Source organism: Streptomyces sp. NPDC056347, from assembly GCF_042262625.1.
Lineage (GTDB): Bacteria > Actinomycetota > Actinomycetes > Streptomycetales > Streptomycetaceae > Streptomyces.
Genome location: NZ_JBHJQP010000045.1, coordinates 22,836 through 46,310 on the forward strand (window position 1 = coordinate 22,836; position 23,475 = coordinate 46,310).

A 23,475-nucleotide genomic window follows, 5' to 3' on the forward strand; every position below is an offset into this window, starting at 1 on the left:
GAAGAGAATGCCGATGACCGAGCAGGCCACCGGGGCCCACCACCCCCAGCCGCGGGCCCGTAACGGCGGATCGTCCGCCGCCAACGTCGAGCACGTCACGGGCGCGCAGTCCCTCATCCGCTCCCTCGAGGAGGTGGGGGCCGACACGGTATTCGGCATTCCCGGCGGCGCCATCCTTCCGGCGTACGACCCGATGATGGACTCCACCCGGGTCCGTCATGTGCTGGTCCGTCACGAGCAGGGTGCCGGGCACGCGGCCACCGGTTACGCCCAGGCCACCGGCAAGGTCGGTGTCTGCATGGCCACCTCCGGCCCCGGCGCCACCAACCTGGTCACCCCGATCGGCGACGCGTACATGGACTCCGTCCCGATGGTCGCGATCACCGGCCAGGTCGTCTCCAAGGCGATCGGCACGGATGCCTTCCAGGAAGCGGACATCTGCGGCATCACCATGCCGATCACCAAGCACAACTTCCTGGTCACCAAGGCCGAGGACATCCCGCACACGATCGCGGAGGCCTTCCACATCGCCTCCACCGGCCGTCCGGGCCCGGTCCTGGTCGACATCTCCAAGGACGCCCTCCAGGCGAAGACCACCTTCAGCTGGCCGCCCACCCTGGACCTGCCCGGCTACCGCCCGGTCACCAAGCCGCACGCCAAGCAGATCCGCGAGGCCGCCAAGCTGATCACCCAGGCCGCGCGCCCGGTGCTGTACGTCGGCGGCGGCGTCATCAAGGCCGGGGCCACCGCCGAGCTGAAGGTCCTCGCCGAGCTCACCGGAGCGCCCGTCACCACCACGCTGATGGCGCTCGGCGCATTCCCCGACAGCCACCCGCTGCACGTCGGAATGCCGGGCATGCACGGTGCGGTCACCGCCGTCACCGCGCTCCAGAAGGCCGACCTGATCGTCGCCGTCGGAGCCCGCTTCGACGACCGCGTCACCGGCAGGCTGGACAGCTTCGCCCCGTACGCCAAGGTCGTCCACGCCGACATCGACCCCGCCGAGATCGGCAAGAACCGCGCCGCCGACGTCCCGATCGTCGGTGACGCCCGCGAGGTCCTGGCCGACCTGGTCCAGGCCGTCCAGGCGGAGCACACCGAGGGCCGCGTCGGCGACTACACCGCCTGGTGGAAGGACCTGAACCGCTGGCGCGAGACCTACCCGCTCGGCTACGACCTGCCCGAGGACGGCAGCCTCTCGCCGCAGCAGGTCATCCAGCGGATCGGCCAGCTCGCCCCCGAGGGCACCATCTTCGCGGCGGGCGTCGGCCAGCACCAGATGTGGGCCTCGCACTTCATCCAGTACGAGCAGCCCGCCACCTGGCTGAACTCGGGCGGTGCCGGGACGATGGGGTACGCGGTCCCCGCCGCGATGGGCGCCAAGGCCGGCATGCCCGGCCGTACGGTCTGGGCGATCGACGGCGACGGCTGCTTCCAGATGACCAACCAGGAACTCACCACCTGCGCGCTCAACAACATCCCGATCAAGGTCGCGGTCATCAACAACGGCGCCCTCGGGATGGTCCGCCAGTGGCAGACCCTGTTCTACAACCAGCGCTACTCCAACACCGTGCTGCACTCCGGGGCGGACACCGAGGGCGTCCCGGCGAAGGGCACCCGCGTGCCGGACTTCGTCAAGCTGTCCGAGGCCATGGGCTGCCACGCCATCCGCTGCGAGGACCCGGCCGACCTGGACAAGGTCATCGAAGAGGCCAACTCCATCAACGACCGCCCCGTCGTGATCGACTTCATCGTCCACGAGGACGCCATGGTGTGGCCGATGGTCGCCGCGGGCACCTCCAACGACGAGGTCATGGCCGCCCGCGGGGTGCGCCCCGACTTCGGCGACAACGAAGACGACTGAGAGACGAAGAGAGACCGACGCCATGTCCACCAAGCACACGCTCTCCGTCCTGGTCGAGAACAAGCCCGGTGTCCTCGCCCGGATCACCGCCCTGTTCTCGCGCCGCGGCTTCAACATCGACTCGCTCGCGGTCGGCACCACCGAACACCCCGACATCTCCCGCATCACCATCGTGGTGAGTGTCGAGGACCTGCCCCTGGAGCAGGTGACCAAGCAGCTCAACAAGCTGGTGAACGTCCTGAAGATCGTCGAACTCGAGCACTCCGCTGCGATCCAGCGCGAACTCGTTCTGGTGAAGGTCCGCGCCGACAACGAGACCCGCTCCCAGATCGTCGAGATCGTCAAGCTGTTCCGCGCCAAGACCGTGGACGTCTCCCCGGAGGCCGTCACGATCGAGGCGACCGGCGGCTCCGACAAGCTGGAGGCCATGCTCAAGATGCTGGAGCAGTACGGCATCAAGGAGCTGGTCCAGTCCGGCACCATCGCCATAGGACGTGGCGCGCGCTCGATCACCGACCGCTCGCTGCGCGCCCTCGACCGCACGGCGTAGGGCCGCAACCGGCCCCGCCGCCTCGCCGCTCGTATGGCGAGACCCGAGAACGTATCTGACGCACCCCGCCGTACGGTGGGACGCAACACCTGCACACCAAGGAGAAACCCAGTGGCCGAGCTGTTCTACGACGACGACGCCGATCTGTCCATCATCCAGGGCCGCAAGGTCGCGGTCATCGGTTACGGGAGCCAGGGGCACGCGCACGCGTTGTCGCTGCGTGACTCGGGTGTCGACGTCCGGGTCGGTCTGCACGAGGGCTCGAAGTCGAAGGTGAAGGCCGAGGAGCAGGGGCTTCGGGTGGTCTCGCCGTCCGAGGCCGCCGCCGAGGCCGATGTGATCATGATCCTGGTGCCGGACCCGATCCAGGCGAAGGTCTACGAGGAGTCCGTCCGGGACAACCTGAAGGCCGGGGACGCGCTGTTCTTCGGGCACGGTCTGAACATCCGGTTCGGCTTCATCACGCCGCCGGCCGATGTCGACGTGTGCATGGTCGCGCCGAAGGGTCCGGGCCACCTGGTGCGCCGGCAGTACGAGGAGGGGCGCGGGGTTCCGTGCATCGTGGCGGTCGAGCAGGACCCCTCGGGCAACGGGCTGGCGCTGGCGCTCTCGTACGCGAAGGCGATCGGCGGGACGCGGGCCGGGGTTATCAAGACGACGTTCACCGAGGAGACCGAGACCGACCTGTTCGGTGAGCAGGCCGTTCTCTGCGGTGGTACGGCGGCGCTGGTGAAGGCCGGGTTCGAGACGCTGACCGAGGCGGGCTACCAGCCGGAGATCGCGTACTTCGAGTGCCTGCACGAGCTGAAGCTCATCGTGGACCTGATGTACGAGGGCGGTCTGGAGAAGATGCGCTGGTCGATCTCGGAGACCGCCGAGTGGGGCGACTACGTCACCGGCCCGCGGATCATCACCGAGGCGACCAAGGCCGAGATGAAGAAGGTCCTCGCGGAGATCCAGGACGGCACCTTCGCGAAGAACTGGATGGCCGAGTACCACAACGGCCTGCCCAAGTACAACGAGTACAAGAAGGCCGACAGCGACCACCTCCTGGAGACCACCGGCCGCGAGCTGCGCAAGCTCATGAGCTGGGTCAACGACGAGGACGCGTAACACCGACGCCCCGGGGGGCGGGTCCACCGGCCCGCCCCCGGGGCGTTTTCCCCTTCTCCACCGCTGGAAGTCGCGGCGTCGTACGTGTGTACAAGTCGTCCACCCCCGTGCGGGTGATCCTTCCAACGGGGCGCAATATGCGTCCTGGTGCATGACTACACTGCTCCACACATACACGCGTCAGGCCCACAGTGTCGTGCGTCTTCCACGCGGCAAGCCCCTCCACGCCTGCGGCCGTCGGGACGGCCGTCCGCACTGGACCTGTGAGGACCCACGTGAGCTCGAAACCTGTCGTACTCATCGCTGAAGAGCTGTCGCCCGCCACGGTGGACGCGCTGGGACCGGATTTCGACATCCGGCACTGCAACGGCGCGGACCGCGCCGAACTCCTCCCCGCGATCGCCGATGTCGACGCCATCCTGGTGCGCTCGGCGACCAAGGTCGACGCCGAGGCCATCGCCGCCGCGAAGAAGCTGAAGGTCGTCGCCCGCGCCGGCGTCGGCCTCGACAACGTCGACGTCTCCGCCGCCACCAAGGCCGGCGTGATGGTCGTCAACGCCCCGACCTCCAACATCGTCACCGCGGCCGAGCTCGCCTGCGGTCTGCTGGTCGCCACCGCGCGCAACATCCCGCAGGCCAACACCGCGCTCAAGAACGGCGAGTGGAAGCGGTCCAAGTACACCGGCGTCGAGCTGAGCGAGAAGACCCTCGGCGTCGTCGGCCTCGGCCGCATCGGCGTGCTGGTCGCCCAGCGCATGTCCGCCTTCGGTATGAAGATCGTCGCGTACGACCCCTATGTGCAGCCCGCCCGTGCCGCGCAGATGGGCGTCAAGCTCCTCACGCTCGACGAGCTGCTCCAGGTCGCCGACTTCATCACCGTGCACCTGCCCAAGACGCCCGAGACGATCGGCCTGATCGGTGACGAGGCGCTGCACAAGGTGAAGCCCTCGGTCCGCATCGTCAACGCCGCGCGCGGCGGCATCGTCGACGAGGCGGCCCTCGCCTCCGCCCTCAAGGAGGGCCGGGTCGCCGGTGCCGGTCTCGACGTGTACGCGAAGGAGCCCTGCACGGACTCCCCGCTCTTCGAGTTCGACCAGGTCGTCTGCACCCCGCACCTCGGCGCCTCCACCGACGAGGCCCAGGAGAAGGCGGGCATCGCGGTCGCCAAGTCCGTGCGCCTGGCTCTCGCCGGTGAGCTGGTCCCGGACGCGGTCAACGTCCAGGGCGGCGTGATCGCCGAGGACGTACGGCCGGGGCTGCCGCTCGCCGAGAAGCTCGGCCGCATCTTCACCGCCCTCGCGGGCGAGGTCGCCGTCCGCCTCGACGTCGAGGTCTACGGCGAGATCACCCAGCACGACGTCAAGGTGCTCGAGCTCTCCGCGCTCAAGGGCGTCTTCGAGGACGTGGTCGACGAGACCGTGTCCTACGTGAACGCCCCGCTCTTCGCGCAGGAGCGCGGTGTCGAGGTCCGCCTCACCACCAGCTCCGAGTCGCCGGAGCACCGCAATGTGGTCACGGTCCGCGGCACGCTCTCGGGCGGCGAGGAGATCTCGGTCTCCGGCACGCTGGCCGGGCCCAAGCACCTCCAGAAGATCGTCGCCGTCGGCGAGTACGACGTGGACCTGGCGCTCGCCGACCACATGGTCGTGCTGCGTTACGAGGACCGCCCGGGCGTCGTCGGCACCGTCGGCCGCATCCTCGGCGAGGCCGGTCTGAACATCGCGGGCATGCAGGTCTCCCGGACCGGCGCGGGCGGCGAGGCCCTGGTCGTCCTCACCGTCGACGACGACGTCCCGGCCTCGGTGCTCGCCGAGATCGCCACGGAGATCGGCGCCGCCTCGGCCCGCACGGTGAACCTCACCTACTGACGGCCGTACCTCCGCCGCTGTCGCGTACCCGGCATCTAGACGTACGTCTTACACGTATGTCTGTGTGCCGGGTACGCTGCTGTCATGGGACACCGTGAGGATCTGCTCGAAGGCGCCAAGCGCTGCCTGCTGGAGAAGGGGTACGCCCGGACGACGGCGCGGGACATCGTGGCCGCCTCCGGCACGAACCTCGCCTCCATCGGCTACCACTACGGCTCCAAGGAGGCGCTGCTCAACCTCGCCTTCCTGAGGGTGACGGAGGAGTGGGGCGATCTGCTCACCGAGCCGGAGAAGGGGGACGCGGCCGATGCCGGGCCCCTGGCGCCGCTCGACCAGTTCCGCGACACCTGGCAGCGGGTGATCGCCAGCTACCCCGGTACCCGGTCCGTCTGGCAGCTCCAGATGGAGGTCGTCTCCCGGCTGGAGAAGGACCCCGCGCTGCGCGACGCCCTGCTGGGCCCGCAGCGCGAGGGGCGCGACGGGCTCGCCGAGAACATGCTCGGCATCGACCCGGAGAAGGACCCCGAGCGGTCGCGGGTGGCCGGGCTGTTCTGCCAGGCGCTCCTCATCGGCGTGATGGTCCAGTGGATGATGGACGAGGAGTCCGCCCCGTCCGCCCAGGACCTGACGGACGGTCTGAAGGCCGTGCTGGGCGGCCGGTCGGACCAGGAACGCACCGCTCCCGATCCGGGGCAGGGGGCGTCGTAGTCACCGTCGGGAGTACCGGTGGTGGGCCTTGCCGGTGATGGGCCGGCCGCGGTCCGGGCCCGCGTCCACGAGCCCACCGGGCCGGCCGGCTTCCAGTGCGTCGGGCACGTGGGCGCGGGGTGGCCGCGGGCGGCCGCCCGCCGGGTCAGGCCCGGCCCAGCCGGGCGCTCTTGAGGGCCATGTGCAGCAGCAGCCGGTCCTCGCCGTCGTTGAGATCGAGGCCGGTGAGCTGCTGGATGCGGGAGAGGCGGTAGTAGAGCGTCTGGCGGTGGACGCCGAGCACGGCGGCCGTCCGGGACGCCTGCCCCGCGCAGTCGAGGAACGCCTCGGCGGTGTGGGCCAGATCCTTGTGCGCCGGGGCGAGCAGGGCGCGTACCGCGGGGTCCGCGACGGTGTGGGCGGGAAGCGTGGTCAGCAGCCGGTACGGTCCGATCGCCGACCATTCGACGACCTCGCCGAACCGGTCCTCGGCCGCGGCGGCGCGGGCGGCGGCCGCCGCCTCCCGCCAGGCCGCGGCCAACTCCGCCAGGCCCCGGCGGGGCACCGCGACCCCGGCGGTGGCGGGCCCGCCCGCGACCACGCGCAGCCGGTCGGCGGCGGCGTACGCCGGATCGAGCACCCCGGAGGAGCGCAGCCGGACCAGCGCGGCCAGTGAGTGCGGCGCCCCGGCCCCGGCGACCGGGGCGAGCGCCGCCGCCGACGGCACCGTGCGTACCGACGGCGGGTCGAGCGGCCACGGGGTCACGCACACCACCGTGTGCAGCCCCTGCGCGTCCGGGCCGAGCGCCTCGGTGAGCGCGGCCACCGCCATGTCGCGCTGCCAGCCCCGCCCGGCGGCCAGCACCGCGCCGAACTCCCGGGACGGATCGCTGCCCGCCCGCGCCTCCTCGGCCAGCAGCGCACCGATCCGGGCCGCCACCTCCATCGCCGCGGCCAGCTGCTCGTCGGTCGGCCCGGGGTGCGCGTCCAGCAGCCACACGTAACCGAGCACCGCCCCGCGATGGCGCACCGGGAGGCAGATCCGGTCCCGGAAGACCCCGGCCTCCGGGGCGGCGGGGATGCGGACGGGGCCGGTGGCGCGGGTGATGCCGAAGCCCTCGAACCAGGTCCGGACGGCCGGGGTGGAGCGGCGGGTCAGGATCGAGCGGGTGCGGACCGGGTCCATCGCGCTGTCGTCGTCGCTGTCGTGGGCACCGAAGGCGACCAGGCCGAAATCCCGGTTCTCCAGCGTCGCGGGGGCGCCGAGCAGCCCGGAGATCTCGTCGACCAGCTCCTGGTAATCACCCTTCACCCGATCATTCTCGCACTCCTTCAGACATATGTCTGAGAACGGGGGAGCGGATGCGTGACAGCTGTCGATGGCACAGGATCGGAGCGATCCTTAGATTTCACGGTGGTTCTCCGTGCTGTACCGGTCTGTTACCCCTCGACCGATATGGCCTCCGTTCGTACTTTCCGTGGAGGTGCCCCGTGCTGGCTCCCGTGATTCTCGCCGCGTCCCGCAGCGACAAGATGCGCCGTTTCATCTCGGCCGCACCCGGCACCAAGCAGGTCGTCGACCGGTTCATCGCCGGTGAGACCGTCGACCAGGTCGTGCCCGTCATCGAGGACGCCGCCGCCAAGGGCCTCGAAGTCACCCTCGACGTGGTCGGCGAGGACATCACCACCCCCGAGCAGGCCGCCGACGCCCGCGACGCCTACCTCGAACTGATCGAGCGCCTCAAGGACCTGGGCCTGGGCACCAAGGCAGAGATGTCCGTGAAGCTCTCCATGTTCGGCCAGTCGCTGGACGGGGGCCACGAGCTGGCGCTCGCCAACGTCCGCCCGGTCGTCGAGGCCGCCGCCGCGATCGGCACCACGGTCACCCTGGACGCCGAGGACCACACCACCCTCGACTCGATGTTCGCCATCCACGAGGAGCTGCGGAAGGACTTCCCGCAGACCGGCTGTGTGATCCAGGCGTACCTGTTCCGCACCGAGGACGACGCCCGCCGCCTGGCCGCCGCGGGCAGCCGCGTCCGCATCGTGAAGGGCGCCTACAAGGAGCCCGCCTCCGTCGCGTACCAGGACAAGGCCGAGATCGACAAGGCGTACGTCCGGATCCTGCGCATCCTCATGGAGGGCGAGGGCTACCCGATGATCGGCTCGCACGACCCCCGCCTGATCGCCATCGCCCAGGAGCTGGGCCGCCGCGCCGGGCGCAAGCTGGACGAGTACGAGTTCCAGATGCTCTACGGCATCCGCAGCGAGGAGCACCTGCGGCTCGCCGCCGAGGGCCACCGGATGCGGGTCTACACGGCGTACGGCACCGACTGGTACGGCTACTTCATGCGCCGTCTCGCGGAGAAGCCGGCGAACCTGCTGTTCTTCGGCCGCTCCATCCTGACCAAGGGCTGAGCCCTCCCCCTCCCCCTCCACCTCTCTACCCAAGGAGCAACGGAAACCATGGACGCTGTGACCCAGGTCCCCGCGCCGGTCAACGAGCCGGTCCACTCCTACGCCCCGGGCTCCCCGGAGCGTGCCCGCCTGGAGGAGAAGCTCAAGGAGCTGAGCCAGAACCCCATCGAGCTGCCGATGACCATCGGCGGCGAGAAGCGGATGGGCGGCGGTGACCGCTTCGACGTCGTGCAGCCGCACAACCACAAGGCCGTCATCGGTACGTACGCCAACGCCACGGAGCAGGACGCCAAGGACGCGGTCGACGCCGCGCTCGCCGCCGCCCCGGCCTGGCGCGCGATGTCCTTCGACGACCGCGCCGCGATCATCCTGCGCGCCGCCGAGCTGCTGTCCGGCCCGTGGCGCGAGACGATGGCCGCCTCCACCATGCTCGGCCAGTCCAAGACCGCCCAGCAGGCCGAGATCGACACCCCCTGCGAGCTCGTCGACTTCTGGCGCTTCAACGTGCACTACGCGCGCCAGATCCTGGCGGAGCAGCCGCCCGCCAACTCGGCCGGCGTGTGGAACCGCATGGACCACCGCCCGCTGGAGGGCTTCGTCTACGCGATCACGCCGTTCAACTTCACGGCCATCGCGGGCAACCTGCCCACCGCCCCCGCCCTCATGGGCAACGTCGTGGTGTGGAAGCCGTCCCCGACCCAGACCCACTCCGCGGTGCTGCTGATGCAGCTGCTGGAGGAGGCCGGTCTGCCCAAGGGCGTCATCAACCTGGTGACCGGTGACGGCCTGGCCGTCTCCGAGATCGCGCTGAACCACCCTGACCTGGCCGGCATCCACTTCACCGGCTCGACCCCCACCTTCCAGCACCTGTGGAAGACGGTCGGCACCAACATCGCCAACTACCGCACCTACCCGCGGCTCGTCGGCGAGACCGGTGGCAAGGACTTCGTCGTCGCCCACCCGTCGGCCGACCACGCCGTCCTGAAGACCGCGCTGACCCGCGGCTCCTTCGAGTTCCAGGGCCAGAAGTGCTCGGCCTCCTCGCGGGCGTACGTCCCGGCCTCCATCTGGAACTCCGGTTTCAAGGAGACCTTCGCCGCCGAGGTCGACTCCATCACCATGGGTGACGTCACCGACCTGTCGAACTTCATCGGCGCCGTCATCGACGACCGCTCGTTCGCCAAGAACAAGGCCGCGATCGACCGTGCCAAGGCCGACCCGAGCTGCACGATCGTCGCGGGCGGCACGTACGACGACTCGGTGGGCTACTTCGTCCGTCCGACCGTCATCGAGTGCACCGACCCGGCCAACGAGGTCTTCACGACCGAGTACTTCGGCCCGATCCTCGCCGTGTACGTCTACGAGGACGCGAAGTACGACGAGATGCTGGAGCAGATGGAGTCGGTCTCCGACTACGCGCTGACCGGTTCCGTCATCTCGAACGACCGCGCCGCCGCCGCGCACACGATGGAGAAGCTGCGGTACGCCGCGGGCAACTTCTACATCAACGACAAGTCGACCGGTGCCGTCGTCGGCCAGCAGCCCTTCGGTGGCGGCCGGGCCTCGGGCACCAACGACAAGGCGGGCGCTCCGCAGAACCTCCAGCGCTGGACCCTGACCCGGGCCATCAAGGAGACGCTGGTTCCGCCGACCGACTACACCTACCCCCACCAGGGCTGACACCCCGCGGGGCGCCCCACCCCGGCGCCCCGCCCATGAACTCCGCCTCCCGCCCGGTTCCCCTGCCGGCCGGGAGGCGGTTTCCATTTCCGGGGCCCGTACGGCCCGGTCCTCAGATCTCCACGAGCACCTGGTCGAGCGACTTGCGTATCAGGCCGGGCACCTCGCAGTCGTCGGCCGGGTAGCCGACCGGGATCACCGCGAACGCCTTCTCGTTCTCCGGGCGGCCGAGCACCTCGCGCAGGAACCGCATCGGGCTCGGGGTGTGGATCAGCGCCGCCAGGCCCGACTGGTGCAGGGCGCTCAGCAGCATGCCGACCGCGATCCCCACCGACTCGTCGACGTAGTAGTGCTTGTGCCGGGTGCCGTCCTCGCCGACCCAGTACCGCTGCTGGAACACCACCAGCAGCGCCGGGGCGTCCGTCATATGGGCCTTGACCGCGTCCGTGCCCAGCGGACGCAGCGCCGCCAGCCATTCCTCGCCGAGCCGGCCTTCGTAGCTGATCCGCTCCTCGTGCTCCGCCGCCTCCCGGATCCGCCGCCGCACCTCCGGGTCCTTGACCAGGACGAAGGTCCACGGCTGCTGGTGGGCGCCGGACGGCGCGGTCGCGGCGCAGGCGATCGCGTCCCGTACCACCTGCTCGGGCACGGGGTCGGGGGAGAAGCGGCGTACGGTCCTGCGCTCGTCCATCCGCCGCCGCAGCCGGGCGGCGGTGGCGAGCGACTCGTCGGCCGCCATCCGCCCGGGGCGGTAGGGGACCGGCTGGTAGGCGGCGCCGTGGATGGGCGTCCACCGGGTGGATGCGGCTGTGGTGGCCGTGCTGGCCGGGGTGTCGGTCATGGCGGCAGTGTGGCCGATCATGACTGGTCCGGACCAGGGTGCGGCCGACCGGCGACTGGGCGCCCGTCGGTGGTGGCGGTGCCGGGAACGTGACGCCGTGAGCATATTGCCGGGTCGCTGCCGGACAATTGCCGCCCGTCCGGCGGGCCTCCCCGGCACCCCGTCCGAGCTGGGGCGATGCCCCGAGCCCTGGGCGTTCGGCCGGTCGGTTCCGGGGGCCGGGCCCAAACCTCCGTCTCAGATAGTAGGAAGTCCGAGTAACTGTGGAGACAGACCGGCTCCGCTGCCCTAGCTTTGTAGGAGCCGAACGTCACGCTCGATCCAGCGACTGGCGGTCGTGAGTGCGCGCCCTAGTGCAGGCAACCCCTGCGGTGCGCGCTCCCCGCCCCTCCGGCGCCTCGAAATCCTGATCTCGAAATCACTTTCACGATCTTCGATCTTCGATCTCGAAATCCCCGTGATCTCAAGGAGTCGATCCATCATGGTCCAGACGACCGTCCGCCGTGTCCGCCGTTCCCACCGCCCGACCGAGTCGGAGCGCCGGAACGCCGCCGCCGCCCTCCAGCGCGCCCTCGACCGCAGGGACAACGGCGGCTCCACCGGTCACTGAGACCGGCCCAGTCGGTACCGGTTCAGTCGGTACCGGTCCGGCCGGTGCCGGTCCGGTCAGTACCCGCCCGTCAGCTCCGGGCGATCTCGAAGTGGTCGACGCGCTCGCCCGACTCGGCGAGCGCCGCCACCTTCATCCGGGGGTGCCGGCCGGGCTCGACCGTCACCGCCAGGAACGAGAACCCGGTGTAGCGCACCCGGGACCACTCCACGGTCTCGGCGGCCCGCTGTCCGTCCCTGGTCACGTGGTACGTGTCCACGCTCTCCCGGTCGGCCACGTGCCCCTCGTAGCTGTCCGGGACCGGGAAGTCGTACAGCGCCTTGCCCGCGCCGCCCGCGGTGACGTACACGATGCCGTCCCGGGCCGGGTCGGTGCGGTCGCCGATGGGGACCTTGCGCCGGACGGCGTTGTCCAGGATCGCGTCGGTGCGCTCGTAGACGTGGTTGTGGCCGTTGACGACCAGGTCCACCCGGTGCTTCTCGAAGAGCGGCACCCAGGCGTCGCGCACCCCGCCGTCGGAGGCGTGCGCGTTGGTCGTCGAGAAGGCGCAGTGGTGGAAGAAGACCACGATGAAGTCGATGTCGTGGCGGGCCCGCAGTTCGCCCAGGCGCCGGTCCAGCCAGCGGGTCTGGCGGCCGTCGCTGATCCCGAAGTTGGCCGGGATCTCGTACGAGACGTCATTGGCGTCCAGCGCGACGACGGCCACGTTGCCGTGCGTGAAGGAGTAGGCGCCGGGCAGGTGCACCGGGTCCGGGCCGTTGCCGGGCAGCGTCCAGCGGGCGTTCTGGCCGCCGTAGCCGTCCGGCGAGTACCACGCCTCCATGTCGTGGTTGCCGGTGGTGACCATCCACGGCACCGTCTTCGCCACCGTCTCGGTCTGTGCCAGGAACTGGTCCCAGGTGCGGGCGTCGTAGCTGTCGGTGGGCCGTCCCGAGCCGGACGGGTCCGCGTAGCAGATGTCGCCCGCGTGCAGGTGGAAGGCCGGGTTCTGGCCGAGGATCAGCTGGTCGTTGCCGAGCGCGTGGTAGCTGACGCCCTGGTCGCCGAAGGCGGTGAAGGTGAAGGGCTCCGCGCGGGCGGGCGCGGTGGTGAAGGTGCCGAGGGTGCCCAGGTTGCGGGCGTCGGCCGGGTCGAAGCCGTCGTGGCCGACCCCGTAGTAGTACGTGGTGCCCGGCCGCAGCCGCTCCAGGCTCGCGTGCAGATAGAACTGCTCGGCCGCGGCGATCTTCCCGCCGTTCAGCTCCGGGGTGGTCAGGTGGCGCACCTCGGCGTCGATCCGGCGGCTCAGCGCCCACGGCTGGAGCCCGATCCGCAGGTACGGCCGCCGCACGGCGAACGGGACCTGCCAGGAGACCGTCATCCGTGTCCTCGGGTCCGCCCCGTAGGCCAGATGCCGTCCGAACGGTGCCACCAGCGCACCGTCGACCCGGGTGGAGGTGCGGGGCGCGGTGAGCACGGTGGGGGCGGCCTGGGCGGGCTGGGCCGCGAGCCCGGCGCCGGCGACCGCCGCGGTCGCCACGCCCGCGCGGAGCGCGCCGCGCCGGGTCAGCCGGGTGCGCAGATACTCGTGCTGCTCGGCCATGCTCATACGGGCGGCGAGCTTCTCGGGGATTCCGAAACGGGGGATGTCCATGAACCAGAACATCCACCCGTCGGCCGACGCCCTACCGGCGAATAGGTGAACGGTACACGTATAGCTGCCCATGTGTCCGCATGGTGGACGTCGCATGTCATGGGATGGGACGGGCAGTAGGGTGCGGACATGTCTCGCAGCATCAATCTCGCAGTGATCCCCGGTGACGGTATCGGCCAGGAGGTCGTGGCCCAGGGTCTGAAGGTCCTCCGCGCCGTTCTCCCGCAGGACGTGAAGCTGGAGACCAAGGAGTACGACCTTGGCGCCCGGCGCTGGCACCGCACCGGCGAAACCCTCCCGGACGCGGACCTCGAAGCCCTCAAGGGCCACGACGCCATCCTGCTCGGCGCGATCGGCGACCCCTCCGTGCCGTCCGGCGTCCTGGAGCGCGGGCTCCTGCTGAAGCTGCGGTTCGCCTTCGACCACTTCATCAACCTGCGCCCGTCCAAGCTGTTCCCGAACACCGCGACCCCGCTGGCCGGCCGCCCGGACATCGACTTCGTCGTCGTCCGTGAGGGCACCGAGGGCCCGTACACCGGCAACGGCGGCTCGCTGCGCACCGGCACCCCCGCCGAGGTCGCCACCGAGGTCAGCGTGAACACGGCCTACGGCGTCGAGCGGGTCGTCCGCGACGCCTTCGAGCGGGCGAACGCCCGTCCGCGCAAGAAGCTCACGCTGGTGCACAAGAACAACGTGCTGGTGTACGCGGGCCACCTCTGGAAGAACACCTTCGACCGCGTCGCGGCCGAATACCCCGAGGTCACCACCGACTACCTGCACGTCGACGCCGCGACGATCTTCTTCGTCACCCAGCCGGAGCGCTTCGACGTCATCGTCACCGACAACCTCTTCGGCGACATCCTCACCGACCTCGCCGCCGCCGTGACCGGCGGAATCGGCCTGGCCGCCTCCGGCAACATCAACCCGACGGGTGCCTTCCCGTCGATGTTCGAGCCCGTCCACGGCTCCGCGCCCGACATCGCGGGCCAGGGCAAGGCCGACCCGACGGCCACGATCCTCTCCGTCGCCCTCCTGCTGCGCCACCTCGGCCACGAGTCCGAGGCCGCGCGCATCGAGGACGCCGTCTCCGCCGACCTCGCGGAGCGCGACGGTTCGACCCGTACGACCGAACAGATCGGCGACGCGCTCGCGGTACGCGTAGCGGGCTGACCCGACGACTCCGCTTCGAAGCCGCCGGGTAGCAGCCGCACCCGGCGGCTTCACCTGTGCGGCCCCGGGTGCCACCATCGACCACTGGACCGTATTCACCACGTTTCACCCACGGCCACCCGGGAGCGATAATCGAACGGGGCCGCGGGTCGAACGGAAGCTCGGACGTCCTAGTACCTGCCTGGCGGGAGCGGCGTGCACGCGGTCCACCCCATACAACCGGTGAAGGACACGCACTCATGACGACGCCCACGATCGAGCTCAAGCCCTCCTCGAACCCCCTGTCCGACGCGGAGCGCGAGGCCAGCATGGTCAATCCCGGCTTCGGCCGCCGCTTCACCGACCACATGGTGACGATCCGCTGGACGGAGGGGCGCGGCTGGCACGACGGCCGGCTCGTCCCCTACGGCCCGCTCTCGCTCGACCCGGCCACCACCGTGTTCCACTACGCCCAGGAGATCTTCGAGGGGCTCAAGGCCTACCGCCGCCCCGACGGCAGCGTCGCCACCTTCCGGCCCGAGGCCAACGCCAGGCGCTTCCAGGCCTCCGCCCGCCGTCTGGCCATGCCGGAGCTGCCCGTCGAGACCTTCATCGAGGCCTGTGACGTGCTGGTCCAGCAGGACAAGGCGTGGGTGCCCGCGCACGGTGGCGAGGAGTCGCTCTACCTGCGCCCGTTCATGATCGCGACCGAGGTCGGCCTCGGCGTGAAGCCCGCCAACGAGTACCTGTTCGCGGTGATCGCCTCGCCCGCGGGCGCCTACTTCCCCGGCGGCGTGAAGCCGGTCTCCATCTGGCTCTCCGAGGACCGGGTGCGCGCCGTCCCCGGCGGCATGGGCGACGCCAAGACCGGCGGCAACTACGCCGCGTCCCTGCTCGCCCAGGCCGAGGCCGCCGAGAAGGGCTGCGACCAGGTCGCCTACCTCGACGCGATCGAGCACAAGTGGGTCGAGGAGCTCGGCGGGATGAACCTGTACTTCGTGTACGGGAACAAGATCGTCACCCCGGCGCTGACCGGCTCGCTGCTCGCCGGCGTCACCCGCGACTCGCTGCTCCAGGTCGCCCGTGACCTCGGCTACGAGTCCGAGGAGGGGCGCGTCTCCATCGACCAGTGGCGCGAGGACAGTGCGAACGGCAGCCTCACCGAGGTCTTCGCCTGCGGCACCGCCGCCGTCATCACCCCCGTCGGCACCGTGAAGTGCGCGAGCGGCGAGTGGGTCCAGAGCGGCGGTACGCCCGGCGAGGTCACGATGAAGCTGCGTGAGCGGCTGCTCGACATCCAGCGCGGTGTCGTCGAGGACGCCCACGGCTGGATGCACCCCCTGGGCTGAGCCCTCCCCTGTGCCGGGGCCCGAACCGGGCCACGCAGTACGCACGAAAGCCGCGCCAGGCGCTTCGCCGGCGCGGCTTTCGCGTGCCCGGAGCGGTGCGCGGTGCGGTGCGCGGTGCGGTGCGCGGTGCGGTGCGCGGTGCGGTGCGCGGTGCGGTGCGCGGAGCGGTGCGCGGAGCGGTCCCGCGCTGTGGAGTGGGACCTCTCACATGTCTTAGAGCGTCGCTCTAACCTTGAGTTAGAGTGACGCTCTAAACCGAGAGGTGGGAGACATGCGACTGACTCCGACGGAACGTGACCGGCTGCTGCTGTTCAGCGCAGCCGAGCTGGCTCGCGCCCGCCGCGCCCGGGGCCTGAGGCTCAACGTCCCCGAGGCCACCGCCCTGATCGCGGACACCGTCTGCGAGGCCGCCCGCGACGGGCTCCGGCTGGCCGAGGCCATCGAGGCGGCCCGCTGCGTGCTCGGTCCGCAGGACGTGCTGCCGGGCGTCGCCGACGTCGTCACCGAGGTCCATGTGGAGGCCGTCTTCGACGACGGCTCGCGGCTCGCCGTGGTCTCCCGGCCGCTGGGCGACGGGCTGGGCGACGACGGCCCCGGGGCCGTGCTCCCCGGGCCCGCCACGCCCGAGCCGGAGCCCGCGGTGCGGCTGACCGTCCGCAACACCGCGACCGTGCCGGTCTCGGTGACCTCGCACTTCCACTTCTTCGAGGCCAACCCCCGGCTCGACTTCGCCCGCGCGGAGGCCTACGGGATGCGGCTCCGCGTCCCCGCCGGGTCCTCCGTGCGGTTCGGGCCGGGCGAGAGCGTCGAGGTGGGGCTCGTGCCGATCGGCGGCGACCGGATCGCGATCGGCTTCGCCGGACTGGTGGACGGGCCGCTCGACGCGCCCGGCGCACGCGAGGAGGCCCTGCGGCGCGCAGCCGCCTGTGGATACCTGGGAGCTGAACGATGAGCATCGACCCGTACGAGTACGCCTCCGTGCACGGCCCGCGCGCCGGTGACCGGGTCAGGCTCGGCGACTCCGGGCTGACCGTCCGCGTCGAGTCCGACGCCCAGGCGTACGGCGAGGAGTTCCTGGCCGGCTTCGGCAAGACCGCCCGCGACGGGCTCCACCTCAAGGCCGCCGCGGTCCGCGACACCTGCGACGTCGTGATCAGCAACGTCCTGGTCATCGATGCCGTGCAGGGCATCCGCAAGGTGTCGATCGGCATCCGCGAGGGCCGGATCGCGTCGATCGGCCGGGCCGGCAACCCGGACACCCTCGACGGCGTGGACGTCGTCGTCGGCACCGGCACCACCATCGTTTCCGGCGAGGGCATGATCGCCACCGCGGGCGCCGTCGACACCCATGTCCACCTGCTCTCGCCGCGGATCATGGAGGCCTCCCTCGCCTCCGGCGTCACCACGATCATCGGCCAGGAGTTCGGCCCGGTCTGGGGCGTCGGCGTCAACTCGCCCTGGGCGTTGCGCCACGCCTTCAACGCCTTCGACGCCTGGCCGGTCAACATCGGCTTCCTGGGCCGGGGTTCGTCCTCCCACCAGGCCCCGCTGGTCGAGGCGCTCGCGGAGGGCGGGGCCTGCGGCTTCAAGGTCCACGAGGACATGGGCGCCCACACCCGCGCCCTGGACACCGCGCTGCGGGTCGCCGAGGAGCACGACGTCCAGGTCGCCCTGCACAGCGACGGACTGAACGAGTGCCTGTCGGTGGAGGACACCCTGCGCGTCCTGGAAGGCCGTACGATCCACGCCTTCCACATCGAGGGCTGCGGCGGCGGGCACGTCCCCAACGTCCTGAAGATGGCGGGCGTGGCGAACGTCATCGGCTCGTCCACCAACCCCACGCTGCCCTTCGGACGGGACGCGGTCGCCGAGCACTACGGGATGATCGTCTCCGTACACGACCTGAAGACCGACCTGCCGGGCGACGCCGCCATGGCCCGCGACCGCATCCGCGCCGGGACGATGGGCGCCGAGGACGTGCTGCACGACCTGGGCGCCATCGGCATCACCTCCTCCGACGCGCAGGGCATGGGCCGGGCCGGCGAGACGGTGCGCCGCACCTTCGCGATGGCCGGGAAGATGAAGGCCGAACTGGGCCCGATGGAGGGCGACGGCCCCGGTGACGACAACGCCCGGGTGCTGCGCTACATCGCCAAGCTGACCATCAACCCCGCGATCGCCCACGGTCTCTCGCACGAGATCGGCTCCATCGAGACCGGCAAGATGGCCGACATCGTGCTGTGGCGGCCCGAGTTCTTCGGCGCGAAGCCGCAGCTGGTCCTGAAGGCCGGATTCCCCGCGTACGGCGTCACCGGCGACCCCAACGCCGCCACCGACACCTGCGAACCCCTGGTCCTCGGGCCGCAGTTCGGGGCGTACGGGGCCACCGCCGCCGACCTCTCGGTGGCCTTCGTCTCGCAGGCCGCCGCCCAGCTCGGCGCCGACGAGATGCCCACCCGGCGCCGCCGCGTCGGCGTGCGCGGCACCCGCGGCATCGGCCCCGGCGACCTGATCCACAACTCCCGCACCGGGGAGGTCGCCGTGGACGCCCACAGCGGCCTGGTCACCCTGGACGGCGACCCGCTGCGCTCCGAGCCCGCCGACTCCGTCTCCCTCAACCGCCTCTACTTCCTCTGACACCTCCGCCGAACCGCAGACCCCAAGGACCCGCAGTGACCTTCCGCATGCCCCCCGAGTGGGCCCCGCACGAACGCACCTGGATGGCCTGGCCCGGCCCCAACCCCACCTTCGAGTCCGGGGCCGAACTGGCCGCGGCCCGCGACGCCTGGGCCACCGTCGCCCGCGCCGTGCGCCGCTTCGAGCCGGTCACCATGGTCGTCGGACCCGGCCAGGAGGACGGCGCCCGCGCGCTGCTGGGCCCGGACGTGGAAATCGCCGTACACCCCCTCGACGATGCCTGGATGCGGGACATCGGCCCCACCTTCGTCACCGACGGGACGAAGCTGGCCGCCGTGGACTGGACGTTCAACGGCTGGGGCGCCCAGGGCTGGGCCCGCTGGGAGCACGACCAGCACATCGCCCGCGCCGTCGCCGGGCTCGCCGACGTCCCCGTGCACAGCTCCCGGCTGGTCAACGAGGGCGGCGCGATCCACGTGGACGGCGAGGGCACCGTCCTGCTCACCGAGACCGTCCAGCTCGGCAAGGAGCGCAACCCCGACTGGACCCGCGAGCAGGTGGAGTCCGAGGTCCACGCCCGGCTCGGCACCGAGAAGGCGATCTGGCTGCCGCGCGGACTGGCCGGCGACTACGGCACGTACGGCACCCTCGGCCATGTCGACATCGTCGCCGCCTTCGCCCGCCCCGGCACCGTCGTCGCCCACGTCCAGCCGGACCCGGCCCACCCCGACCACGAGATCACCCGGGAGACCGTGCGCATCCTGCGCGGGGCCACCGACGCCCGGGGCCGCTCGCTGGACGTCGTGGAGGTCCCGGCGCCCACCGTGCTCGAGGCGGACGGCGAGTGGGTCGACTACTCCTACATCAACCACTACCTCTGCAACGGCGGCGTGGTGCTCTGCGCCTTCGACGACCCGCGCGACCAGGAGGCGGCCGCCATTTTCGGTGAACTCTTCCCGGACCGCACGGTCACCCTCGTCGACGCGCGTACGATCTTCGCCGGCGGTGGAGGCATCCACTGCATCACCCAGCAGCAGCCGAAGGTCTGAAACCGTGCCCCCCGCGCCCCGCCGCCGCAACACCGCCCCGCCCCGCGAACAACTGCTGGCCGCCGCCATGGCGACCATCGCCGAGCGCGGGCTGGACGGCCTCACCATGGCCGGGCTCGGCCGCGAGGTCCACATGAGCAGCGGTCACCTCCTCTACTACTTCCGGACCAAGGACGAGCTGCTGCTCCAGACCCTGGAATGGAGCGAGGAACAGCTCGGGGCGCGGCGGCGCGCCCTGCTGTCGGGGCCGGGGACCGCACGTGAGCAACTCGACGGGTACGTCGGCCTGTACCTCCCGGACGGCCCCGGCGACCCGCACTGGACGCTCTGGCTGGAGGTGTGGAACCGCTCGCGGAACGCGGACGACGACGCGCGCGCCCGCCAGGCCGCCGTCGAGGACGCCTGGCACCGCGACCTGGTGGAGCTGCTGGCGCGGGGCGCGGCGGCCGGGGAGTTCCGCCCGGTCGACGCCGGGGGATTCGCGGCCCGGCTGCGCGCCCTGCTCGACGGTTTCAGCGTGCATGTCGCGGTCGGCCTCCCCGGCACCGGGCGGGAGCGGGCCCTCGCCCGGGTGACGGAGTTCCTCGAGGAGTCGCTGCTCGCCCGATGAGCGCCCGCGGTGACCGCCCGCAGCGCCTGCCGGGCGACTGCCCGCGGTGAGGGCTCGCGGTGAGGGCTCGCGCCGCACGTTCGCGTCGCCGTGAACGAAACGTACGTAAGTACGCGTGATCGTTGCGCCGCGCGCCCTTGTTCCCCTCCCGGTGGTTCGGGCACGGTGACGGACCATGGGACGAGAGCAGTGGAAGAAAATCTGGGTCGGTTCGGCCGGCAACATGGTCGAGTGGTTCGACTGGTTCGTGTACGCGACCTTCGCGGTCTACTTCGCGGATTCGTTCTTCCCCGAGGGCAATGAGACCGCCAACCTCATGAACACCATGGGCATCTTCGCCGTGGGCTTCTTCATGCGGCCGGTCGGCGGCTGGCTGCTCGGCCGGATCGGCGACCGCCGGGGCCGCAAGGCGGCGCTCACCCTCACCGTCACCCTCATGTCGGCCTCCGCGATCCTCATCGCCGCCGCCCCGACGTACGACGTCGCGGGGTACGGCGGCGTCGCCGTACTGCTGGTCGCCCGGCTGCTCCAGGGCCTCTCGGTCGGCGGCGAGTACGCGGCCAGCGCCACCTACCTCACCGAGGCCTCCGCCCCGGACCGGCGCGGTTTCGCCTCCAGCTTCCAGTACGTCTCCATGACCGCCGGACAGCTCGTCGGCCTGGGCCTCCAGATCGTCCTGCAGCGCAACATGTCCGAGGCGGCCCTGCACAGCTGGGGCTGGCGCATCCCGTTCATCATCGGCGCGCTCGGCGCCGCGATCGTCTTCTATCTGCGCCGCAACATGCTGGAGACCGAGGTCTACGCGGAGTCCGGCGCGGCCGGGCAGCAGGACCGCGGCACCCTGAAGGCCCTGTGGCAGCACAGGCGCGAGGCGTTCCTGGTGATGGCGCTGACCATGGGCGGGACCGTGGCGTACTACACGTACACCACGTACCTCACCAAGTTCCTCTCCACGAGCGCGGGCATGGAGAAGTCCACCGCCTCGCTCGTCAGCTTCTGCGCCCTGTTCGTCTTCATGTGCATCCAGCCGCTCGCCGGGATGCTCTCCGACCGGATCGGACGGCGGCCGCTGCTCATCACCTTCGCGGTCGGCTCCACCTTCCTGACCGTGCCGATCATGACGATGCTCAAGCACGCGGGCACCTTCTGGCCCGCCCTCGGACTGGCGCTGCTCGCCCTGGTCGTCGTCACCGGCTACACCTCGATCAACGCCTGCGTGAAGGCCGAGCTCTTCCCGACCGGCATCCGCGCCCTGGGTGTCGCCCTTCCGTACGCCCTGGCCAACGCGCTCTTCGGCGGCACCGCCGAGTACGTGGCGCTCTGGTTCAAGAAGGCGGGCATCGAGTCCGGCTTCTACTGGTACGTGGCGGGCTGCGCGGCGGTCTCCCTGGTCGTCTACCTGACCATGCGGGAGACCCGCGACATCGACCTGGGCCGGATCGGCGCCGAGGAGACCGGGCGGGGTGCACCGGAACGGACCGTCACGCCCGCATCCTGAGACGGGGCGGGGCGCGGCCGCGGCCTTGTGCAAGACTGCGACCGTGCCCTTCTCCGCCATGATTATCGGCAGCAGGCGCGCCGGTCCGCAGTGACCGTCCCGCACCACCTCGTGCGGCACGGCCACCCTGCCCCAGACCCGCGCGCAGACCTCTCGCACCCGCGAGGGGTTTTTTCGTTTTCCGGCCCTCACCCCGGCCGGGCCGATCCGCGCGCGGGATGATGGGGGCAAGTGGAGCCAGAATGTCCGGATCCGCTCCATCCGACAGGAGTCAGACCAGCATGACCACCAAGGCCAACGCCACGGACGACAGCTTCCACGTCTTCGACACCACGCTGCGCGACGGGGCCCAGCGTGAAGGCATCAACCTGACGGTCGCGGACAAACTCACCATCGCCCGGCACCTGGACGACTTCGGCGTGGGCTTCATCGAGGGCGGCTGGCCCGGCGCCAACCCCCGCGACACCGAGTTCTTCGCCCGTGCCCGGCAGGAGATCGAGTTCAAGAACGCCCAGCTGGTCGCCTTCGGCGCGACCCGCCGGGCCGGGGCCAAGGCCGCCGAGGACCCGCAGGTCAAGGCGCTGCTGGCGTCCGGCGCCCCGGTGATCACCCTGGTCGCCAAATCGCACGACCGCCATGTCGAACTCGCGCTGCGCACCACCCTCGAAGAGAACCTGGAGATGATCGTCGACACCGTCTCCTACCTCCGCGAACAGGGCCGCCGGGTCTTCGTGGACTGCGAGCACTTCTTCGACGGCTACCGCGCCAACCCCGAGTACGCCAAGTCCGTCGTCCGCGCCGCCTCCGAGTCGGGCGCCGACGTCGTCATCCTCTGCGACACCAACGGCGGCATGCTCCCCGCCCAGGTCCAGGCCGTCGTCGCCACGGTGCTCGCCGACACCGGGGCCCGGCTCGGCATCCACGCCCAGGACGACACCGGCTGCGCGGTCGCCAACACCCTGGCCGCCGTCGACGCGGGCGCCACCCACGTCCAGTGCACCGCCAACGGCTACGGCGAACGGGTCGGCAACGCCAACCTCTTCCCGGTCGTCGCCGCCCTGGAACTCAAGTACGGCAAGACCGTGCTCCCCGAGGGCGCGCTCGCCGACATGACCCGGATCTCGCACGCCATCGCCGAGGTGGTCAACCTGACCCCCTCCACCCACCAGCCGTACGTGGGGGTCTCGGCCTTCGCCCACAAGGCCGGGCTGCACGCCTCCGCGATCAAGGTCGACCCCGACCTCTACCAGCACATCGATCCCGCCCGGGTCGGCAACACCATGCGGATGCTGGTCTCCGACATGGCGGGCCGGGCCTCCATCGAACTCAAGGGCAAGGAGCTCGGGTTCGACCTCAGCGGCGACCGCGCGCTCGTCGGCCGGATCGTCCAGCGGGTCAAGGAGCGCGAGCTCAAGGGCTACACGTACGAGGCCGCCGACGCCTCCTTCGAACTGCTGCTGCGCGCCGAGGCGGAGGGCCGGGTCCGCCGCTACTTCCGCAGCGAGTCCTGGCGGTCCATCGTCGAGACCCGTCCCGACGGCACGCACGCCAACGAGGCGACCGTGAAGCTCTGGGCCAAGGGCGAGCGGATCGTCGCCACCGCCGAGGGCAACGGCCCGGTCAACGCGCTGGACCGGGCGCTGCGGGTCGCCCTGGAACGGATCTACCCGCAGCTCGCCAAGCTGGAGCTGATCGACTACAAGGTCCGCATCCTCGAGGGCCGCACCGGCACCGAGTCCACCACCCGCGTCCTCATCACCACCGGCGACGGAGAGGGCGAATGGTCCACGGTCGGCGTCGCGGACAACGTCATCGCCGCCTCCTGGCAGGCGCTGGAGGACGCCTGCACGTACGGCCTGCTGCGGGCCGGGGTCGAGCCGACGGAGTGAGCGCCCCCGGGCCGGCGGACCGGGCACGGG

The 23,475-nt window shown here is 70.9% G+C and carries 19 protein-coding genes; 16 read left to right on the plus strand and 3 right to left on the minus strand.

Annotation, left to right across the window (positions count from 1 at the left end; translation table 11 throughout):
• The first annotated feature begins 7 nt into the window (after positions 1-7).
• The 5 genes from ACFCV8_RS13285 (at position 8) to ACFCV8_RS13305 (ending at position 6,103) form a co-directional block, all read left to right on the plus strand.
• The gene (locus ACFCV8_RS13285) at positions 8-1,864 is read left to right on the plus strand and encodes an acetolactate synthase large subunit (RefSeq protein ID WP_376685425.1); all 1,857 of its coding nucleotides are present in this window, start codon (positions 8-10) and stop codon (positions 1,862-1,864) included.
• Positions 1,865-1,886: 22 nt separating this feature from the next.
• Complete coding sequence (ilvN, locus tag ACFCV8_RS13290) at positions 1,887-2,414, plus strand: acetolactate synthase small subunit (RefSeq protein ID WP_376685426.1); 528 nt, start codon at positions 1,887-1,889, stop codon at positions 2,412-2,414.
• A gap of 111 nt (positions 2,415-2,525) precedes the next feature.
• Entirely contained in the window at positions 2,526-3,527 is a 1,002-nt protein-coding gene (gene ilvC / locus ACFCV8_RS13295; protein ID WP_376685427.1) for a ketol-acid reductoisomerase, read from the plus strand.
• Positions 3,528-3,802: 275 nt separating this feature from the next.
• Positions 3,803-5,395, plus strand: a complete 1,593-nt coding sequence (gene serA / locus ACFCV8_RS13300; protein WP_376685428.1) for a phosphoglycerate dehydrogenase — start codon at positions 3,803-3,805, stop codon at positions 5,393-5,395.
• 84 nt (positions 5,396-5,479) lie between these two features.
• Positions 5,480-6,103 carry a TetR/AcrR family transcriptional regulator gene (locus tag ACFCV8_RS13305; RefSeq protein ID WP_376685429.1) on the plus strand — a complete coding sequence of 208 codons (624 nt, stop codon included), beginning with the start codon at positions 5,480-5,482 and terminating at the stop codon, positions 6,101-6,103.
• Positions 6,104-6,248: 145 nt separating this feature from the next.
• On the opposite strand, the gene ACFCV8_RS13310 is transcribed toward ACFCV8_RS13305, so the two are convergent.
• The gene (locus ACFCV8_RS13310; RefSeq protein WP_376685430.1) at positions 6,249-7,394 is read right to left on the minus strand and encodes a PucR family transcriptional regulator; all 1,146 of its coding nucleotides are present in this window, start codon (positions 7,392-7,394) and stop codon (positions 6,249-6,251) included.
• Positions 7,395-7,573: 179 nt separating this feature from the next.
• On the opposite strand from ACFCV8_RS13310, the gene ACFCV8_RS13315 reads away from it, so the two are divergent.
• Both ACFCV8_RS13315 and pruA read left to right on the plus strand, forming a co-directional pair.
• Positions 7,574-8,500 (plus strand): proline dehydrogenase family protein, encoded by a 927-nt coding sequence (locus ACFCV8_RS13315; protein WP_376685431.1) that lies wholly within the window; start codon positions 7,574-7,576, stop codon positions 8,498-8,500.
• Between the two features lie 48 nt (positions 8,501-8,548).
• Positions 8,549-10,180 (plus strand): L-glutamate gamma-semialdehyde dehydrogenase, encoded by a 1,632-nt coding sequence (pruA, locus tag ACFCV8_RS13320; protein ID WP_376685432.1) that lies wholly within the window; start codon positions 8,549-8,551, stop codon positions 10,178-10,180.
• 112 nt (positions 10,181-10,292) lie between these two features.
• On the opposite strand, the gene ACFCV8_RS13325 is transcribed toward pruA, so the two are convergent.
• Positions 10,293-11,021 carry a nitroreductase family protein gene (locus ACFCV8_RS13325; protein ID WP_376685433.1) on the minus strand — a complete coding sequence of 243 codons (729 nt, stop codon included), beginning with the start codon at positions 11,019-11,021 and terminating at the stop codon, positions 10,293-10,295.
• 481 nt (positions 11,022-11,502) lie between these two features.
• On the opposite strand from ACFCV8_RS13325, the gene ACFCV8_RS13330 reads away from it, so the two are divergent.
• Positions 11,503-11,631 carry a hypothetical protein gene (locus tag ACFCV8_RS13330; protein WP_268246630.1) on the plus strand — a complete coding sequence of 43 codons (129 nt, stop codon included), beginning with the start codon at positions 11,503-11,505 and terminating at the stop codon, positions 11,629-11,631.
• A gap of 70 nt (positions 11,632-11,701) precedes the next feature.
• Here the strand turns inward: ACFCV8_RS13330 and ACFCV8_RS13335 are convergent, their stop codons facing one another.
• On the minus strand, positions 11,702-13,264 hold the full coding sequence (locus tag ACFCV8_RS13335) for a purple acid phosphatase family protein (RefSeq protein WP_376685434.1): 1,563 nt from the start codon (positions 13,262-13,264) through the stop codon (positions 11,702-11,704).
• A 129-nt stretch (positions 13,265-13,393) separates the two neighbouring features.
• Here ACFCV8_RS13335 and ACFCV8_RS13340 point away from each other — a divergent pair, with 129 nt between their 5' ends.
• From ACFCV8_RS13340 to cimA, 8 genes are all read left to right on the plus strand, one after another.
• Complete coding sequence (locus ACFCV8_RS13340) at positions 13,394-14,434, plus strand: 3-isopropylmalate dehydrogenase (protein WP_376685435.1); 1,041 nt, start codon at positions 13,394-13,396, stop codon at positions 14,432-14,434.
• Positions 14,435-14,673: 239 nt separating this feature from the next.
• The gene (locus tag ACFCV8_RS13345; protein ID WP_376685436.1) at positions 14,674-15,762 is read left to right on the plus strand and encodes a branched-chain amino acid aminotransferase; all 1,089 of its coding nucleotides are present in this window, start codon (positions 14,674-14,676) and stop codon (positions 15,760-15,762) included.
• Between the two features lie 271 nt (positions 15,763-16,033).
• Positions 16,034-16,714 (plus strand): urease subunit gamma, encoded by a 681-nt coding sequence (ureA, locus tag ACFCV8_RS13350; RefSeq protein ID WP_376685437.1) that lies wholly within the window; start codon positions 16,034-16,036, stop codon positions 16,712-16,714.
• Complete coding sequence (locus ACFCV8_RS13355) at positions 16,711-18,399, plus strand: urease subunit alpha (protein WP_376685438.1); 1,689 nt, start codon at positions 16,711-16,713, stop codon at positions 18,397-18,399. Before ureA ends, ACFCV8_RS13355 begins: the two co-directional genes overlap by 4 nt.
• Positions 18,400-18,446: 47 nt before the next feature.
• A complete protein-coding gene (locus ACFCV8_RS13360; protein WP_376685446.1) occupies positions 18,447-19,448 on the plus strand; it encodes an agmatine/peptidylarginine deiminase in 1,002 nt (333 codons plus the stop codon).
• Positions 19,449-19,452: 4 nt separating this feature from the next.
• The gene (locus ACFCV8_RS13365; RefSeq protein ID WP_376685439.1) at positions 19,453-20,058 is read left to right on the plus strand and encodes a TetR/AcrR family transcriptional regulator; all 606 of its coding nucleotides are present in this window, start codon (positions 19,453-19,455) and stop codon (positions 20,056-20,058) included.
• Positions 20,059-20,233: 175 nt separating this feature from the next.
• The gene (locus ACFCV8_RS13370) at positions 20,234-21,556 is read left to right on the plus strand and encodes an MFS transporter (RefSeq protein WP_376685440.1); all 1,323 of its coding nucleotides are present in this window, start codon (positions 20,234-20,236) and stop codon (positions 21,554-21,556) included.
• Positions 21,557-21,837: 281 nt separating this feature from the next.
• Positions 21,838-23,445, plus strand: coding sequence for a citramalate synthase (gene cimA / locus ACFCV8_RS13375; protein WP_376685441.1), 1,608 nt, complete (start codon positions 21,838-21,840; stop codon positions 23,443-23,445).
• Positions 23,446-23,475 lie beyond the last annotated feature (30 nt).